This window comes from Streptomyces sp. NPDC001599 (assembly GCF_042893535.1).
Classification (GTDB): domain Bacteria; phylum Actinomycetota; class Actinomycetes; order Streptomycetales; family Streptomycetaceae; genus Streptomyces.
The window spans coordinates 684,465-701,761 of the sequence record NZ_JBIAVA010000003.1 but is presented as its reverse complement, the minus strand read 5'-3'; the positions used below and the strand labels follow the sequence as shown (position 1 = coordinate 701,761).

Annotated in this window: 15 protein-coding genes; 11 read left to right on the top strand and 4 right to left on the bottom strand. The window is 72.5% G+C overall.

Annotated features, from left to right (window positions below; translation table 11 throughout):
* Nucleotides 1–52 precede the first annotated feature (52 nt).
* The 8 genes from ACFYZ3_RS12055 (at nt 53) to ACFYZ3_RS12020 (ending at nt 10,427) form a co-directional block, all read left to right on the top strand.
* On the top strand, nt 53–976 hold the full coding sequence (locus ACFYZ3_RS12055) for an NAD-dependent protein deacetylase (RefSeq protein WP_388515755.1): 924 nt from the start codon (nt 53–55) through the stop codon (nt 974–976).
* 143 nt (nt 977–1,119) lie between these two features.
* The gene (locus ACFYZ3_RS12050) at nt 1,120–2,409 is read left to right on the top strand and encodes an ABC transporter substrate-binding protein (RefSeq protein WP_388515753.1); all 1,290 of its coding nucleotides are present in this window, start codon (nt 1,120–1,122) and stop codon (nt 2,407–2,409) included.
* A 76-nt stretch (nt 2,410–2,485) separates the two neighbouring features.
* Entirely contained in the window at nt 2,486–3,427 is a 942-nt protein-coding gene (locus ACFYZ3_RS12045) for a carbohydrate ABC transporter permease (RefSeq protein ID WP_388515751.1), read from the top strand.
* Between the two features lie 14 nt (nt 3,428–3,441).
* The gene (locus ACFYZ3_RS12040; RefSeq protein ID WP_133884699.1) at nt 3,442–4,269 is read left to right on the top strand and encodes a carbohydrate ABC transporter permease; all 828 of its coding nucleotides are present in this window, start codon (nt 3,442–3,444) and stop codon (nt 4,267–4,269) included.
* A complete protein-coding gene (locus ACFYZ3_RS12035; protein WP_388515749.1) occupies nt 4,266–5,309 on the top strand; it encodes a LacI family DNA-binding transcriptional regulator in 1,044 nt (347 codons plus the stop codon). The genes ACFYZ3_RS12040 and ACFYZ3_RS12035 overlap by 4 nt, the downstream gene beginning before the upstream one ends.
* Nucleotides 5,310–5,373: 64 nt before the next feature.
* The gene (locus ACFYZ3_RS12030; RefSeq protein ID WP_388515747.1) at nt 5,374–7,308 is read left to right on the top strand and encodes a cellulase family glycosylhydrolase; all 1,935 of its coding nucleotides are present in this window, start codon (nt 5,374–5,376) and stop codon (nt 7,306–7,308) included.
* The gene (locus ACFYZ3_RS12025; protein ID WP_388515745.1) at nt 7,305–9,593 is read left to right on the top strand and encodes a glycoside hydrolase family 3 N-terminal domain-containing protein; all 2,289 of its coding nucleotides are present in this window, start codon (nt 7,305–7,307) and stop codon (nt 9,591–9,593) included. The genes ACFYZ3_RS12030 and ACFYZ3_RS12025 overlap by 4 nt, the downstream gene beginning before the upstream one ends.
* 15 nt (nt 9,594–9,608) lie before the next feature.
* Nucleotides 9,609–10,427 (top strand): siderophore-interacting protein, encoded by an 819-nt coding sequence (locus ACFYZ3_RS12020; protein ID WP_388515743.1) that lies wholly within the window; start codon nt 9,609–9,611, stop codon nt 10,425–10,427.
* An 18-nt stretch (nt 10,428–10,445) separates the two neighbouring features.
* Here ACFYZ3_RS12020 and ACFYZ3_RS12015 read toward each other — a convergent pair whose 3' ends face one another.
* Complete coding sequence (locus ACFYZ3_RS12015; RefSeq protein WP_388515741.1) at nt 10,446–10,955, bottom strand: CGNR zinc finger domain-containing protein; 510 nt, start codon at nt 10,953–10,955, stop codon at nt 10,446–10,448.
* A gap of 136 nt (nt 10,956–11,091) precedes the next feature.
* Between ACFYZ3_RS12015 and ACFYZ3_RS12010 the strand changes: the two genes are divergently transcribed.
* Nucleotides 11,092–11,961, top strand: a complete 870-nt coding sequence (locus ACFYZ3_RS12010) for an alpha/beta fold hydrolase (RefSeq protein WP_388515740.1) — start codon at nt 11,092–11,094, stop codon at nt 11,959–11,961.
* A gap of 13 nt (nt 11,962–11,974) precedes the next feature.
* Here the strand turns inward: ACFYZ3_RS12010 and ACFYZ3_RS12005 are convergent, their stop codons facing one another.
* A complete protein-coding gene (locus ACFYZ3_RS12005; protein WP_388515738.1) occupies nt 11,975–12,904 on the bottom strand; it encodes a ketopantoate reductase family protein in 930 nt (309 codons plus the stop codon).
* A gap of 50 nt (nt 12,905–12,954) precedes the next feature.
* Between ACFYZ3_RS12005 and ACFYZ3_RS12000 the strand changes: the two genes are divergently transcribed.
* A complete protein-coding gene (locus tag ACFYZ3_RS12000; RefSeq protein ID WP_388515736.1) occupies nt 12,955–13,569 on the top strand; it encodes a CGNR zinc finger domain-containing protein in 615 nt (204 codons plus the stop codon).
* An 11-nt stretch (nt 13,570–13,580) separates the two neighbouring features.
* Here the strand turns inward: ACFYZ3_RS12000 and ACFYZ3_RS11995 are convergent, their stop codons facing one another.
* Nucleotides 13,581–15,284: a SpoIIE family protein phosphatase gene (locus ACFYZ3_RS11995; RefSeq protein ID WP_388515734.1), complete on the bottom strand. Its 1,704-nt coding sequence runs from the start codon at nt 15,282–15,284 to the stop codon at nt 13,581–13,583.
* Nucleotides 15,285–15,297: 13 nt separating this feature from the next.
* Entirely contained in the window at nt 15,298–16,128 is an 831-nt protein-coding gene (locus tag ACFYZ3_RS11990) for an alpha/beta fold hydrolase (RefSeq protein WP_388515732.1), read from the bottom strand.
* Between the two features lie 131 nt (nt 16,129–16,259).
* Here ACFYZ3_RS11990 and ACFYZ3_RS11985 point away from each other — a divergent pair, with 131 nt between their 5' ends.
* Nucleotides 16,260–17,228, top strand: a complete 969-nt coding sequence (locus ACFYZ3_RS11985; RefSeq protein ID WP_388515730.1) for a GlxA family transcriptional regulator — start codon at nt 16,260–16,262, stop codon at nt 17,226–17,228.
* The last annotated feature ends 69 nt before the right edge of the window (nt 17,229–17,297 follow it).

Sequence of the window (17,297 nt, the reverse complement as noted above, 5' to 3'; positions counted from 1 at the left end):
GGTGTGCGCCCCGCCACGCCGGGGACGGCGGCGCGTTCCGTACCCTTGCCGCATGCGCATGCGCCCCACTCTGAGCTGGACCCCGGGAGCGGACCTGCCGCCGGGCACCACGGACCTGGCACCCGTCGCCGACGCGCTGCTGCCCGGCGGGGTGCTGGTGCTCAGCGGGGCGGGCATTTCCACGGAGTCGGGCATCCCCGACTACCGGGGCGAGGGCGGCAGCCTGAGCCGGCACACCCCGATGACCTACCAGGACTTCACCGCCCACCCCGAGGCCCGCCGCCGGTACTGGGCGCGCAGTCACCTCGGCTGGCGCACCTTCGGCCGCGCCCGGCCCAACGCGGGGCACCGTTCGGTGGCGGCGTTCGGGCGGCACGGTCTGCTCGCCGGCGTGATCACCCAGAACGTCGACGGTCTGCACCAGGCCGCGGGCAGCGAGGGCGTCGTGGAACTGCACGGCAGCCTGGACCGGGTCGTCTGCCTGTCGTGCGGTGACTTCAGCCCGCGCCGTGCACTCGCCCGGCGCCTGGAGGAGGCCAACGCGGGCTTCTCGCCGGTGGCCGCCGGCATCAACCCGGACGGCGACGCCGACCTCACCGACGAGCAGGTCGGGGACTTCCGGGTGGTGCCGTGCACGGTGTGCGGCGGCATCCTCAAACCGGACGTGGTGTTCTTCGGCGAGAACGTACCGCCGCGCCGCGTCGAGCACTGCCGCGAGCTGGTGCGCGGAGCGTCCTCGCTGCTGGTCCTCGGCTCCTCGCTGACGGTGATGTCGGGGCTCCGCTTCGTCCGCCAGGCGGCCGAGGCGGGCAAGCCGGTCCTGATCGTCAACCGCGACGCCACCCGCGGCGACCGGCTGGCCGTCACCAGGATCGCGCTCCCGCTGGGACCGGCCCTGACCACCGTGGCGGACCGGCTCGGCCTCCGCGTGGAGGACTCGGCGGAGGACGCGGCAGAGGACGCGGCGACGGCCTGACCAGGCAGCCCGCGTCCGGCACGGAGCCGGAAATCTCCCCGCGCCACCCCCTTGACCGTGGTCCCGCCACTCCATACAGTCCTCGCACCTCACGAGGTACATCGATTAACCAATCGTTAACCGCTTGGTTGGAGACCACCCCTGTGCGCTCATCGCTGACACGGCGCGAACTGCTCGCCGCCGGTTCCGGTCTGGCCGCGGCCGCTGCCCTGCCCGCTCTGTCCGGCTGCTCGTCGCTGGCGTCGGCGGACTCCGACCCGGACACCCTCGTCGTCCACACCCAGCTCGGCACCACCGCGCCCGGCTCCCCCACCTATCTCGCCGCCGTGGACCGCTTCCGCGAGGAGAACCCGGGGGTGAAGGTCAAGAACCTCGTCAACGGCGACGACCTCGCCCAGGTCTACGAGACCTCACGGCTGGCCCGCAAGGAGGCCGACGTCGTGATGGTCAACCTGTACGACAAGACGCTGGCCTGGACGGATGTCGGCGCGACCGTCGACGTCAAGCCCTATCTCGACGACTGGGGGCTGCGCGGACGCGTCCTGCCCGCCGCACTGACCGACTGGACCGACGACGAGGGCCGGGTCCGGGCCTTCCCCTACTTCGCCACGAACTGGCCCGTGGCCTACAACCGCGCCCTGCTCGACCGGGCCGGGGTCGACACGATCCCCACCACGGGGGACCAGCTGATCGCCGCGGCCCGCAGGCTGCGCGCCAAGGGCATCGCCCCGGTGACCGTGGGCGGCAACGACTGGACCGGCCAGAAGCTGCTGGCGCAGATCATCCAGACGTTCCTGTCCCAGGACGAGGCCCGGCACGTCTACTCCACGGGTGACTTCGGCGGTCGCGGCGCCCGCCTGGGCATCGAGTACTTCGCACACCTGCGCGACTCCGGTGTGTTCGCGGACAAGGCCCAGGGCCTCACCTCCGACTCGATGACCACGCAGTTCAACACCGAGGAGGCGGCCGTCCAGTCGGCGATGTCCTCCGCCCTGGCCAAGGTGCCCGAGAAGGTGGCCGGGCACACGGAGGTCGGCGGCTGGCCGCTGGCCGACGGGGCGGCGCACGACGGTCCCACCGTCATCCGCGCCTACACCCTCATCGGCTTCTGGATCAGCCCCAACGGCGTCCGCAAGATCGAGCACGTCGAGAAGTTCCTGCGGTTCATGTACCGCCCCGACATCGTGGCGCGGTTCGTGACGGAGAGCGGCCGGGACATGGCCCTGCGCACGGACGCCGTCTCCACCGGCTTCCCGCTGGTCGGGGCGGCCCAGCGGCTGGGCTCCGAGGTGAGCCAGGTACTGCTGCCCGACGTGTACGTGCCGCCCGCCGCCGCACAGCCGCTGATCACCGCGACCAGCACGTCGTTCACCCGCGGCACCAGTCCGGCCCGGGTACGCGCCGCACTCGAGTCCGCGTACCGGTCCGTATGAGCCGCCCGTCCGCCTCCGGTACCGCTGCCCCCTTCGTCCCCCTCCCCCGTCCCACCCGTTCCCCGGGAGTCACCGCATGACGACGCTCACGACGACGCCGGACGGGAGTGCGGCCCGCAGGTCCGTCCCGCCGCCCTCCCCCGCCCCGGCCGCGGGCCGGCGCCGGCAGGGCGGCACCGTCCTCGCGGTGCCCGCGCTGCTCTGGTACCTGGTCTTCATGGTCGGGCCGCTGCTCGCGATCTTCGTGATCGCGGCCCTGCACTGGCCCGGCATGCTCCAGCCGGTGTCCTTCGCCGGTCTCGACAACGCCCGGGTGGTGCTGGACGACCCGGTGTTCTGGGACGCGGTCCGCAACACCGCCGTACAACTGGCCGTCGCCGTCCCGGTGATGATCGTTTGCGCGTTCATGCTGGGGTACTACGTGGCCCAGCGCCCGCCCGGTCACCGGGTCATCCGCTACCTGCTCTTCATCCCGGGGCTGATCTCGACGCCGGCGAAGGCGATGGTGTTCTACGCGGCGCTGTCGCCGGACGGCCTGCTGAACGGCGGGCTGGAGAGCGTCGGCCTCGGCTCCCTCGCCGACGCCTGGCTGGCCTCGCCGTCGACGGCCCTGGCGTGTCTGATCGCCCTGGACATCTGGGCGGGCATCGGCTTCACCGCCGTACTGTTCGCCGCCCGGCTGGGCAGTGTGCCGGACGAGCTGGGGGAGGCCGCGCAGCTCGACGGGGCGGGGCACTGGCGGACGATGTGGTCGGTCCACTTCCCCGTCATCCGTGACTACGTGGGCGTGGTGACGATGCTGCAGTTCCTGTGGACGCTGTTCGGCTCCGCGCAGCACGTGCTGCTGCTCACCCAGGGCGGCCCCGGCACGTCGTCCACCACGCTGTCGTTCCTCGTCTACCAGAAGGCGTTCATCGCCGCCGACCTCGGCTACAGCCAGACCGTCGGCGTCCTCCTCTTCCTCGCCGGACTCGTCGGGCTGCTGACGATCCGCCGCGTCTTCCGCCAGACCTACTGATCGGAGCAGCACGGATGAAGCTCGGCAAGCGCTGGCTCCCGGCCCACATCCTGGTGTGGACGTACGCGGTACTGCTCGTCGTCCCGCTGTACTACTTCCTCGCCTCGGCCTTCAAGTCGAACGACGAGATCTTCGCGCACCCCTTCGCCCCGCCGTCCTCCCTGGGATTCGGGAACTTCCGCACGGCCTTCGAGAGCGCCGACCTCGGGCTCGCGGTCGTCAACTCGGCGCTGGTGACGGTGTTCTCGCTGGCGCTCACGCTGCTGCTGGCGATCCCGGCCGCGTTCGCGCTGGCGCGTTCGACCGGGCGGCTGGCGGGCGTGGTCGAGAAGGTCTTCTCGCTGGGCTTCCTGATCCCGACCTTCGCGGCGCTCTTCCCCACCTTCCTGCTCGCGGCGGCCACCGGGCTGTTCCACACCCGGATCTTCATGGTGCTCTTCCTCCCGGCCACCGCGCTGCCGCTGTCGGTGGTGATTCTGGTGCAGTTCATGCGCACCATCCCGCCGGAGATGGAGGAGGCCGCCCGGCTGGACGGGGCGTCCACCTTCGCGGTGCTGCGGCACGTGTACACGCCGATGTGCCTGCCGGGCATCGCGACCGTGCTGCTGCTGAACTTCCTGACCTTCTGGAACGAGTATTTGTACTCGCTGGTCATCATCGGCCCGGACCCGGCGCAGCGCACGGTCCAGGTGGCCCTGCCCACGCTGAAGTCGATCACCGGCACGGACTACGGCGTGCTGACGGCGGGCACGGTGCTGACCCTGGTGCCGGTGTGGCTCGTCTACACCCTGCTCCAGAAGCGCATGCAGCAGGCCCTGGTCAGCGGGGCGGTGAAGATGTGAGCGTCTCCACCGAGCGGGCCGGACGCCGGCCCACGATCAAGGCGGTCGCGGCGGCGGCCGGGGTGTCGACGGCCGCCGTGTCCCAGGCCTTCAACAACAAGGGCCGGCTCTCCGAGGCGACCCGCCGCCGGATCCTGGACGCCGCGCTGGAGCTGGGCTGGTCGCCCAGTGCCTCCGCCGCGGCGCTGCGCAACGCCCGCACCCGCAGCCTCGCCCTGGTGGTGCGGCGCCCCACGGACGTACTGGGCTCCGACCCGCACTTCAGCGAGCTGATCACCGGCATAGAGGGTGAGTTGGCGCCGCGCGGCTACGGTCTGCTGCTGCACCTGGTCAGCGGTCACCGCGAGGAGAACGCGCTGTACGAGCGGCTCGCGGCCGAGGGCCGGGTGGACGGCGCCGTGCTCACCGACGCCCGCGACGACGACGCCCGTCCCGCGCTGCTCGCCCGGCTCGGGCTTCCCGCGGTGCTGCTCGGTTCGCCCGACGGCACGGCCGTCGTGCCGCGCGTCGGACTGAGCGACCAGGGCGCCGGGATCGCCGAGGCCGTCACGCACCTGCTGGGCCTCGGCCACCGGCGCGTGGCCTACGTCAGCGGGCCGCCCGAGCTCCAGCACACGCGGGTGCGCAGGGCGGCCTTCGAGGGCGCCCTGCGCGAGGCGGGCCTGCGCCCGTTCGCGGTGCTGCCCACCGACTTCAGCGAGCGGCGCGCCGTCGGTGCCACCGAGGCGCTCCTCGACTCGGCCGACCGGCCCACGGCGATCGTGTACGCCAACGACTCGATGGCGGTCTGCGGCATCGGCACCGCGCAGCGCGCCGGACTGGCCGTGCCCCGGGACGTGTCCGTCGTCGGCTACGACAACCTGCCGCTCGGTTCCTGGCTCCATCCCCGGCTGACCACCGTCGACCAGCAGGTGCAGCGGGTGGGCGCGGCCGCCGCGCGCATGCTCCTCGCCCTGTGCGGCGAGGAGGTCGAGGACACCGCCCTCGCCGGACGGCCGCGCCTGGTCGTACGCGAGTCCACGGGGCCCGCCCCCACCTGACCACCACCCGGCCGCGGCAGGCCGCGGCCACGCACCATCCGCACCCCACCACCCGAGAAGGACCATGCGACGCCACAGCGCCCAGCTCACCCACCAGACCGACGTCCTGCCCTGGCTCGGCGCCAACTTCTGGTCCCGCACCGGCGGCCCGCTGATGTGGCGGAACTACGACCCTGCCGTCGTCCGCGAAGAGCTGCGCGTGCTCGCCGACCACGGCCTGAACACGACCCGGTCCTTCTTCTACTGGCCGGACTTCCACCCGGAGCCCGACCGGATCGACGACGAACTGTGCGCGCGCTTCGAGGACTTCCTCGACGCCCACGTGGAGACCGGCATGGGGACCATACCGACGTTCATCGTCGGCCACATGTCCGGCGAGAACTGGGACCCCGTCTGGCGCGGCAACCGCGATCTGTACGAGGACGTGTGGATGGTGGGCCGCCAGGCGTGGTTCGTCTCCCGCATGGCCCGGCGCTTCAAGGACCACCGGGCGGTCACGGGCTGGCTGATCACCAACGAGATGCCCGGGTACGGGCGGATCTACCAGGTCGACCCGCCCTCCACCGACGTGGTGACCGCGTGGGCCCAGGCCATGTGCAACGCGGTCCGGGCGACGGGCGCGACGCAGCCGGTGTCGCTGGGCGACGGGGCGTGGGGCATCGAGGTGACCGGCCGTGACAACGGCTTCTCGCTGCGCGAGACGGCCGAGTACGTCGACTTCGTGGGCCCGCACGTGTACCGCTCGGACACGGACCGGCCGCGGCAGCACTACCGGGCCGCCTTCGAGTGCGAGCTGGCCTCGGTGACCGGACAGCCGGTCGTGCTGGAGGAGTTCGGGCTGTCCACCGACACGGTGTCGGCCGCCAACGCGGGGATCTTCTACCGGCAGACCCTGCACAACTCGCTGCTGGGCGGGGCGACCGGCTGGCTCGCCTGGAACAACACCGACTACGACGGCCTGTGGGACCAGTCCCCCTACGACCACCATCCCTTCGAGATGCACTTCGGCATCACGGACTCCACCGGGGCGCCCAAGGAACCCCTGCGGGAACTGGCCGCCTTCGCGGGGGTGTTGCAGGCGGTGGACTTCACGCGCTGCTCCCGGACGGACGCGGACGCCGCCCTCGTCGTACCGGCCTTCCTCGAACGCGGCTACCCCTACAGCCGTCCCGCCGACCGACCGCTCATCTTCACGTCCCTGCACCAGGGTTACGTCACCGCGCGCGCCGCCGACCTGCCGGTGGCGCTCACCCGTGAGGCCGACGGGATGCCGGGCGAGGCGTCGCTCTACCTGCTGCCCGCCACCCGGCAGCTCACCACCCGCACCCGCAGGGAGCTGGCCCGCCGGGCCGCCGAGGGCGCCACCGTGTACCTGTCCTTCTGCTCCGGCGAACACCCGGTCACCCGCGGCCCCTGGTTCGACGACCTCGACGGGCTCTTCGGCGTGGAGCTGCAGTTGTCCTACGGCGTCGCCGAACCCATCGAGGACGACGTGCTGGAGATGACGTTCACCGAGGACTTCGGCGACCTGCGGGCCGGCGAGGTGCTGCGTTTCCCGGTGGCGGGGAACGAGGACAGCCGCGCCTACCTGCCCGTCGTACCGCGCGCGGGCCGGGTCGTCGCGGTGGACGCCCACGGGCGGCCGGCCCTGGTCGTCCATGAGACGGGGGTGGGCCGGACGGTGCTGTCCACCTATCCGCTGGAGCACATGGCGGCCCGCACGGCGCGCGTCAACCCCGATGTCACGCAGCGTCTCTACGGCGCGCTGGCACAGGTGGCGGGGGTGCGGCGGCCCGTCACGGTCGCCGACCCGCACGTGTCGGCGGACGTCCTGGTCCACGCCGACGGCCGCCGTTTCGTGTGGCTGGTCAGCCAGAGTCCCGACCCGCTGGTGGTCCGTCCGGCCGCCGAGGGGAAGCTGCACGGCCTGACCGACGGCGCCCCGGTGGAGGATGTGGCGCTCGACGCGTACGGCGTGGCCGTGCTGGAGCTGCGATGACCCTCCCCCGCTACCGCGACCCGGCCGCGCCGGTGCCGGACCGCGTCCGTGACCTGCTGGGCCGCATGACGCTCGCGGAGAAGGTCGGTCAGGTCAACCAGCGCATGTACGGCTGGGACGCCTACGAGCGCGCCGGGGAGGGACACCGCCTCACCGACGCCTTCCGCGCCGAGGTCGCCGCCTTCGACGGCATGGGCGCGCTGTACGGGTTGCAGCGGGCCGACGCCTGGTCCGGCGTCGGCTTCGCGGACGGCCTCGACGCACGGGACGGGGCGCGGACGGCGGCGGCCGTGCAGCGGTACGTCATGGACCACACCCGGCTGGGCATCCCCGTCCTGCTGGTCGAGGAGATGCCGCACGGCCACCAGGCGCTGGACGGGACGGTGCTCCCGGTGAACCTCGCGGCCGGCGCCACCTGGGATCCCGGCCTGTACGCCGACGCGGTGGCCGGGGCGGCCGCCGAACTGCGGGCGCGCGGCGCGCACATCGCGCTGGTCTCCGCGCTCGACCTGGTGCGCGATCCGCGCTGGGGGCGCAGCGAGGAGTGTTTCACGGAGGACCCGTTTCTCGCCGCGCGGATGACCGAGGCGCTGGTCGAGGGTGCGCGGCGGGCGGGGGTGGCCGTGGTCCTCAAGCACTTCGCCGGGCAGGGCGCCACGGTCGGCGGCCGCAACAGCGCGGCGACGGAGCTGGGGCCGCGCGAACTGCACGAGGTGCACCTGGCGGCGGCCCGGGCCGGGGTGGCCGCCGGTGCGGCCGGGGTGATGGCCGCCTACAACGAGTTCGACGGCCTGCCCTGCGTCGCGAACCGGTATCTGCTGACCGACCTGCTGCGTGCGGAGTGGGGCTTCGAGGGCGTCGTCATGGCGGACGGCACCGCGATCGACCGCCTGGTGCGGCTGACCGGCGACCCGGTGCCGGCCGGGGCGCTTGCCCTGAACGCCGGGTGCGACCTGAGCCTGTGGGACGACTCCTTCGCCTCCCTGGGCGAGGCGGTGCGACGGGGCCTGGTGCCGGAGTCGGTGCTGGACGCCTCGGTGGCGCGGGTCCTCACGCTGAAGTTCCGTCTGGGCCTGTTCGAACAGCCGCTGCCTCCGGCCCGGTCCGAGGCGGTGGATCTGCCGGACCCCGCCGAGCTGGGCGAGCGGATCGCCCGTGCGTCGGTCACGCTGCTCGCCCATGAGGGCGGCGTCCTCCCCCTGTCCCGTGCGGTGCGGCGGATCGCGGTGCTCGGTCCCAACGCCGACTCCGTGGCGCAGCAGATCGGCGACTACACGGCGCCGCAGCGGCCCGGTTGCGGGATCACCGTGCTGGAGGGCGTCCGGGCGGCGGTCGGGCCGGGCACCGAGGTGGTGCACGGCCGGGGGTGCGGCCTGGTGGGTGACGACGCGTCGGACGTCCCCGCGGCCGTCGCGCTGGCGGCCGGTTCCGACGTGGCCGTGCTGGTGCTGGGGGGCTCCAGTGCCCGGTCCCCGGACACGGTCTTCGACGCGAACGGGGCGGCCGTCACCGGTCCGGGGGCGCCGTCCGGCATGACGTGCGGCGAGGGGGTGGACCTCGCGGACCTGGCACTGCCGCCCGGGCAACGGGCCCTGCTGGCTGCGGTGTCGGCGACCGGCACCCCGGTCGTGGTGGTGCTGGTCCAGGGCCGCCCGCACGCCCTGCCCGAGCTGGACGCGCCCGCGGCGGCGGTGCTGAGCGCCTGGTATCCCGGGCCGCGGGGCGGGCGTGCGGTGGCCGAGGTGCTGTTCGGCGACGCGGATCCCCGCGGGCGGCTGCCGGTCTCCGTGCCCCGCTCGGCCGCCCAACTGCCCGTCTACTACAACAGGAAGTACCACCGCTACCGCGGATACGTCGACCAGAGCGCCGGGCCGCTGCACGCCTTCGGGCACGGTCTGTCGTACACGAGCGTCGCGTACGGGGCACCGCGCCTGTCGCACGCCCGGGTCGGCACCCGCTCACCGCGCCTGACCTGCCGGGTCGCGGTCCGCAACACGGGGGCGCGGCCCGCCGAGGAGACGGTCCAGCTCTACGTGCGTCGCCTGTCCGGGGGTTCGTCCTGGCCGCGCGTGCGCGAGCTGCGGGGTTTCGTCCGCCTGAGCCTCGCGCCCGGCGCGGAGGCCGACGCGGTCTTCGAGGTGGGCCCGGACACACTGGCCTCGGTGGGGCGCGACCTGCGCCCGGTCGTGGAGCCGGGGTGGATCGAGCTGGAGACGGGCCCGGCGTCCGACCGGACCCGGGGTGTGCGGCTGGAGATCACGGACTCGGAATCGAACGCAACTTAGGCTAGCCTTGCCTTCATGGCGAAGGTTCGGCGGCTCACGCCCCAGCATCCGGAAATGTTCCGCGCCCGCGTGGTGCGGACCCGGCGGGTCTCCCCGTCCATGCAGCGCGTCACGGTCACCGGGCCGGGGCTCGGTGGCTTTCCGTGGCTGGGGTACGACCACTGGTTCCGCCTGTTCCTCCAGCTCCCCCACCAACGGGACCTGCGTCTGCCGGAGTTCACGGGCTCGCAGTGGTGGCAGCCGTACCTCGCCATCCCGGAGGAAGAGCGGCCGCACTGCGCCAACTACTCCGTGGCCGACTACCGCCGCACGACGGCCGAGCTGGACATCGACTTCGTCGTCCACCGGGGTCCCACCGGCGAGGTCGAGGGCAGGGCCGCGATCTGGGCCTGCGGCGCCCGGCCCGGGGACGCGCTCGCCCTGCTCGACCAGGGCGTCCTCTTCGACTGTCCGCCCGACGCCTCCGAGGTGACCGTGGTGGCCGACGAGACCGGACTGCCGGCCACGGCGAGCATCATGCGTTCGCTGCCCGAAGGCACGGTGGGCCGGCTGATCCAGGAGATCCCCACCGACGCCGACCGCCGCGAGCTGAACGCCCCGGCCGGGGTGACGGTCTCCTGGGTCGTGCGACGGGACGGCACCTCGGTCCCCGGGGCCGCCGCACTCCGCGAACTGCGCCGGCTGACCCGCGCCGACGGGTCGGGTTACGCCTTCGTCGTCGGCGAGTCGACCCTGGCCACCGAGGGACGCCGGCATCTGCACCGGCTGGGGCTGCCGAAGGAGCGCATCACCTTCTCGGGCTTCTGGAAGCACGAGGCGATGGCGGCGGCCTGACGCCCGGGCCCGCTCCGCCTACGCCTGGGCCTCCTTGGCGCGCTGGTAGTGCCGCCGGGCCTTCATCCGGTTCCCGCACTCGGCCATGGAGCACCATCGGGCACTGTTGGGCTTGCTCCGGTCCAGCAGGAAGCGCCGGCACTCCGGATTGCCGCACGGCTTGAGCCGTCCCGGCCTGGTCTCCTCGACGTGCGCCCAGGTCAGCACCTGCTCGACGGCCAGGCGGTGCGCGTCGGGGACCTGGAGCACCCATCGCAGCCCGCCGTCCTCTACGACCGGCAGCCTGCTGACACCCTGGAGGAACCCGCCCAGGCACGCGGGGTCCCGCCGCCCCCGGACGACGTCCTGGAGGGCGTCGCGCACGGCGACCAGGAAGGCGGCCTCCTCGTCCGAGCCGGTGCCTCCATGACCACGCGCCCACGCGCGGCCTTCGGCGGGCGTACCCAGAGCGTCGCGCACCGAGTCCCGCACGACGGGTGTCGTGTTGAGCAGTTCCAGGAGGACGTCCTCCGCGACCCTGTCGCTCACCGCTCTCACTCCTAACCGTTTCATCGACATTGGCAGGTTACAACAACCTCACCTAACCCCTTACGCGCGCTTGACAGGTTAGCTCGCGGAGTGCTGGACTCTACCTAACCACTAAAAGTGACCTAAGGGGTATGCCATGAGTGTCGCCGTGCACCACAGGACCGCCACCGTCGACGGCCTGGACGTCTTCTACCGGGAGGCCGGTGATCCGCAGGCACCGACCGTCGTGCTGCTGCACGGCTTCCCGACGAGCAGCCACATGTTCCGCGGTCTGACCCCGAAGCTCGCGGACACCTACCACGTGATCGCACCCGACATGATCGGCTTCGGGTACTCGGCCATGCCCGCGGCCGAAGCTTTCGACTACAGCTTCGACTCCCTCACGGACGTCACCGTCGGCCTGCTGGACCGGCTCGGGGTGGAGCGCTTCGCGGTGTACGTGCAGGACTACGGGGCCCCGGTGGCGTGGCGGATCGCCACCCGGGCCCCGCACCGCATCACCGCGATCGTCACCCAGAACGGCAACGGCTACACCGACGGCTTCGTCAAGGACTTCTGGGACGGACTGTTCGCCTACACCGACGACCCGACTCCCGAGACGGAGGCCGCCGCCCGAGCGGCGCTGAGCCCCGAGATGATCCGCTGGCAGTACCTGAACGGGGTCCGCGACCGGAGCCTCGTCAGTCCCGACACCTGGTCCCTGGACCAGGCCCTGCTGGACCGGCCCGGCAACGACGCCGTCCAGCTCACGCTGTTCCGCGACTATCCGACCAACGTTGTCCTCTACCCCCGGCTCCAGCAGTACTTCCGCGACACCCGGGTACCGCTGCTGGCCGTATGGGGAGCGAACGACGGGATCTTCGGCCCCGACGGCGCCCTCGCGTTCCGGCGCGACCTGCCCGACGCCGAGATCCACCTCCTCGACACCGGGCACTTCGCCCTGGAGACCCACCTGGAGGAGATCGCCGGTCACATGCGGGACTTCCTCGCCCGGGTCGGGAAGTAGACCTCCGCGCCGGTCACGATCCGGCCGGCCGGCCGAGGACGTACGGCGCGAGGATGTCCGCCACCGTCCCGTTGCGCGGTACGGGCACGTCCAGCCGGTCGGCGAGGTCCACGACTCCCCCGCTGAGCCAGGGGAGTTCGAGGCGGTTGCCCTTCTCCAGGTCGTTGTGCATGGAGGAGGTCATGGCGGCGGGGAGGGTGTCACAGAAGTCGAGCCGGTCCGCGGCGAAGCCGCTGTCCAGCCGCACTCCGGAGGCCTGCGCCACGGCCACCGTCTCGGCCATGACCTCGTACAGGAGCCGCCTGCTCCGCTCGTCGGCGCGGACGACGCCGATCGGCTGACGCACGGCCGCCGTGGTGGCCGACAGGCCCACCAGGAACACGAACTTCTCCCAGATCGCCCTCTCGATGTCGTCGCTCCCCTCAGCGTCGATCCCGGCCTCACGGAACGTGCCCAGCACGGCCCGAGCGGTCGCCGTCGACCCGGACCGGTAGGGGCCGAGCACGACCTTCTGCAGGGAGCTGTTGTGCCTGACCACGCCCGGTTCCTCGATGAACGCGGAGATGAAGCAGACCCCGCCCAGGACCTGTTCGTCCGTCAGCCGGCCGCGCAGGACGTCGTCCTTGTGCACGCCGTTCTGCAGGGACAGCACCGGCGCCCCGTGCGCCGCCGAGGTCCGCAGTTCCTCCGCCACGGCCTCGGTGTCCCACAGTTTCACGGCGACGAGGACCAGGTCGGTGGGGCCCAGCTCCGAGATGCTCGCCACGACGGAGTCGGGCGAGGTGCGCAGTTCCCCCAGGGGACTGTGGACGACCAGTCCGGACCGGCGGATGGCCTCCAGGTGCCCGCCGCGGGCCACGAAGGTGACCTCGTTGCCCGCGGCGGCCAACCGCGCTCCGAAGTAGCCCCCGACGCCGCCCGCTCCGATCACCGCGATACGCATGACTCCGCCCCCGCTCTCTTAGTAACCATTCGAACGGTTACTATAAGACCATGGACGCCGTGCAGCACGATCCGCCCCGCAGAAGGGTCACCGCCCAACTGCGGGCGCTTCACTTCGACGCCGGAACCCTGTGCCTGAACCTGGTGGCCACCGTGGGCCGCAGGCCCGAGGTCCCCGTCGAGCGGATGGGCGACGCCGAACGCCTCGAAGCCTGGTGCCGGGGCGTGGGGGTGACGCTGGAGGACGGGTACGACCCCCAGGACGTCCTGCGGTCGCTGCACGCACTGCGCGCGGCCGCCCACGACATCGCCTCCGGTGCCCTCGACGCGCACCGGCCGCGGCAGCAGTCGGTGGACCTGGTCAATCTCCTCGCACGGACCGACCTCCCGCCCCCTCGGTTGGAGTTGACGGCCGATGGCGCGTGGGTGGCGAAGGGGCGCCGGGCACTGAGCAAGGAGGCCCTGCTGTCGCTGGTCGCCCGGGACCTGATCGATCTCATGACCGACGAGGCACGCCGTTCCCGGCTGACCGCCTGCGCCTCCGAGGTGTGCCGGATGCTCTGCCTCGACTCCGGTGGCGGCCGACCGCGCAAGTGGTGCTCCATGCGACGGTGCGGCAATCAGGCGAAGGCGGCCGGCCGCCGTCTGCGCGAATCGGCGCCCTGAGGGGCACCCCCTCACAGGCCGCGGGCCAGCAGCAGGGTGACGTCGTCGGGCGGCGGTGTGGCGGGCAGGGTGCCGATCACCGCCGTGCCCAGGTCCTCCAGGGAGGAGGCGCCGCGGGCCAGGGCGCGCCCCACCCGTCGCAGCCCGACCTCGATGTCCTGGTCGCGCTCCTCGACGAGCCCGTCGGTGAACAGGGCGAGCAGGCTGCCCGCGGGCAGCTCCAACTCCGCGGTGGGGAACGGCAGCAGGCCGACGCCCAGCGGCAGGCCGTGCGGAAGGTCGGGGAACGAGTAGTCACCGCCCCGGTGCACGACGGCGGGCGGCGGATGCCCGGCCAGGGCCAGCGTGCAGGCCCGGGTCGCGGGGTCGTAGACCGCGTAGACGCAGGTCGCGCTCATGGCCGCGACCTCCCTGCCGCCCTCCTCCTCGTCCTCGTCCTCGGTCAGCCGGATGAACGTCCGGTCCAGCCTGGTCAGCACCTCGTCCGGCGGCAGGTCGAGGTCGGCGAGCGTGCGGATGGCCATGCCCAGGCGGCCCATGGTGGCCGCGGCGTTCACGCCGTGCCCGACCACGTCGCCCACCACCAGCGCGAGGCGGCCGCCGGGCAGGCCGATGACGTCGAACCAGTCGCCGCCGACGCCCTCCTCCGCGTCCGCCGGCAGATAGCGGGCGGCCACCTCCATGGCCGTTCCGCCGTGCACCCGGCGCGGCAGCAGGCTGCGTTGGAGAGCGAGGGCGGTGTTGTGCTCCCGGGTGTAGCGCCGGGCGTTGTCCAGGCTGAGCGCGGCCCGGGCCACCAGTTCCTCGGCCAGCAGCCGGTCGTTGTCGTCGAACGGCGTCGGGTTCGCGGTGCGGACGAAGACCGCCACGCCCAGGAGGACGCCCCGGGCGTGGATCGGCAGGATCAGCAGCGAGTGCATGCCGAACTCGCGGATCTTCGCGGCCCTCGCCGGGTCGTCGGCCAGCCAGGCCTCGTGGGAGGGGTCGAGCACGGGTTGCAGCAGGGGGCGTCCCGAGGACAGCACCTGCATGAACGGCGAGGTCTCGGGGACGTAGACGACCTCGCCGTTCAGCCACAGGGACTCCGGGGAACCGGTGTGGACCGAGGCCCTGCCCGCGCGCCGGAACTTGGGGACCCGTCCCTGGGAGCGGCCCAGCCGGTCGAGCGGCTCCTCGCCGAGCCGCACCGCCTCCGTCAGGTCGACGGTGACGTAGTCGGCGATCAACGGCACGGTGAAGTCGGCCAGTTCCTGTCCCGTGCGCATGACGTCCAGGGTGGTGCCGACGCGGGTGCCGGCCTCGCTGACCACGGCCAGCCGGTCGCCCGCCCACCGCCGGTCGGTGACGACCAGCATCAGCATGCACACACCGAGGACGCGGCCGCCGGCGTCGTGCAGGCGCACGAAGGAGGCGGAGAAGGCGCGGTCGCGGCGGCCGTCCGGCTCCGTCGGGACCCGGTACTCGCGGCCGGTGACACACCGGCCGGTGGTCAGCACCCGCCGTACGAGCGCCTCCAGTTCGTCGGCGTCCCCGGTCAGCGACTCCCGCGGGCGGCGGCCCAGTCGCCGCTCGCGGGCGATTCCGTCGTAGCGTGCGAGGGCGTCGTTGACCCAGACGCACCGCAGGTCGGCGTCCCATACGGCGAGTCCGACGACCGAGTCCGTCAGCAGGGCACGCAGGGCCGCACCGGCCCCGCCCTCCGGGATCCCGCTCACGACCGCACCGGGGCTAGGACTTCACGAAGGCCAGGAGGTCGGGGTTGAGGACCTCCGGATGGGTCGAGAGCATGCCGTGCGGGAGCCCTTCGTACGACTTCAGGGTGCCGTTGGCCAGGAGTTCGACCGACTTCGGCGCCGCGTCCGCGTAGGGCACGACCTGGTCGTCCGTTCCGTGCGCGACGAGGACGGGGACGTCGATCCGCTTGAGGTCGTCGGTGAAGTCGGTCTCCGAGAACGCCGCGATGCACTCGTAGTGGGCGTTGGCCGCGCCCGTCATCCCCTGGAGCCACCAGTGGTCGATCAGCCCCTGCGAGACCGTCGCGCCCTCCCGGTTGAAGCCGTAGAAGGGACCGGAGGGCACGTCGATGTAGAACTGCGCGCGATTGGCGGCGAGGGCGGCGCGGAACTCGTCGAAGACCTCGAGCGGCAGGCCGTCCGGGTTGGTGTCGGACTTCACCATCACCGGCGGGACGGCGCTGACGAGTACGGCCTTGGCGACCCGTCCCGGCTCGGCCCGCGCCACGTAGCGCGCGACCTCGCCGCCGCCGGTGGAGTGCCCGATGTGCACCGCGCCCCGCAGATCGAGGGCCTCGGTCAGCGCCGCGACGTCGGCGGCGTAGGTGTCCATGTCGTGGCCGGTGGAGGGCTGGTCGGAGCGTCCGTGGCCACGGCGGTCGTGGGCGATCACGCGATAGCCGTGGGAGAGGAAGAACAACATCTGGTTGTCCCAGTCGTCGGCACTGAGCGGCCAGCCGTGGTGGAAGACGATCGGCAGGCCGTCGCGCGGGCCCCAGTCCTTGTAGAAGATGTTCGTACCGTCGGAGGTCGTGACCGTGCCCATGGCTGATCCTTCCGCGTAGGTGACTGATCCGCGCCAGCCACCTTACGCCGATAACCGACATACCTCATTTTTCACCCATAATGACCAGCTCACGACGAAGCAGACGGACGAAGCGGATGGCGGAGGAAGCAATGGCAGCGGGACCGCACAGGGTGGTCGTGCTCGTGTTCGACGGCATGAAGCTGCTCGACCTGTCCGGTCCGGCCGAGGTGTTCAGCGAGGCCAACCGGTTCGGGGCGGACTACCGGCTGAGCATCGTCTCGGCGGACGGTGCGCCGGTGCGCTCGTCCATCGGCATGCGGGTGCCGGCGGACTCGGACGCGCAGGCCGTCGCCGCCCACGACACACTGGTCGTCGTCGGCGGCGACGCGTTGCCCGGCTCCCCCGTGGACCCCGTCCTCGGGGCGGCCGCGAAGGCACTGGCGGAACGTGCGGGGCGCATCGCCTCGGTGTGCACCGGCGCCTTCGTGCTCGGCGCCGCGGGCCTGCTGGAGGGCCGGCGCGCGACGACGCACTGGCAGCACACCGCGACGCTGGCCCGGCGGTGTCCGTCGACACGGGTCGAGGCCGACGCGCTGTTCGTGAAGGACGGCAGCACGTACACGTCCGCCGGGGTGACCGCGGGCATCGACCTCGCCCTCGCCCTGCTGGAGGAGGACCACGGCCCCGGCCTGGCCCGTCAGGTCGCCCGCTCGCTGGTGGTGTACATGCAGCGGGCCGGCGGCCAGTCGCAGTTCTCCGCCTCGCTCCAGGGTCCGGCTCCCCGCACGCCGGTGCTGCGGCTGGTCCAGGAGGCGGTGCAGGGCGATCCGACGGGGGACCACGGTCTGGAGGCGCTGGCGGCCCGCGTGCGGGTCAGCCCGCGGCATCTGACGCGCATGTTCCGGGCGGAGCTGGACACGACCCCGATGAAGTACGTGGAGCTGATCCGCTTCGACATGGCCAAGGCCCTGCTCGACGCCGGGCACAACGCCACGGAGGCCGCCACCCGATCGGGCTTCCCGAGCTACGAGAGTCTGCGCCGGGCCTTCGCCCGGCACCTGGGACTGTCCCCCATCCGGTACCAGCAGCGCTTCGCCACCACCTCCCGGGAGTCGTGACGCGCGGCAGTCATGACCGGTTCCGAGGGGTTCGTGGCCATCGGGCAGCGGACGCGGTCCGGCCGTCCG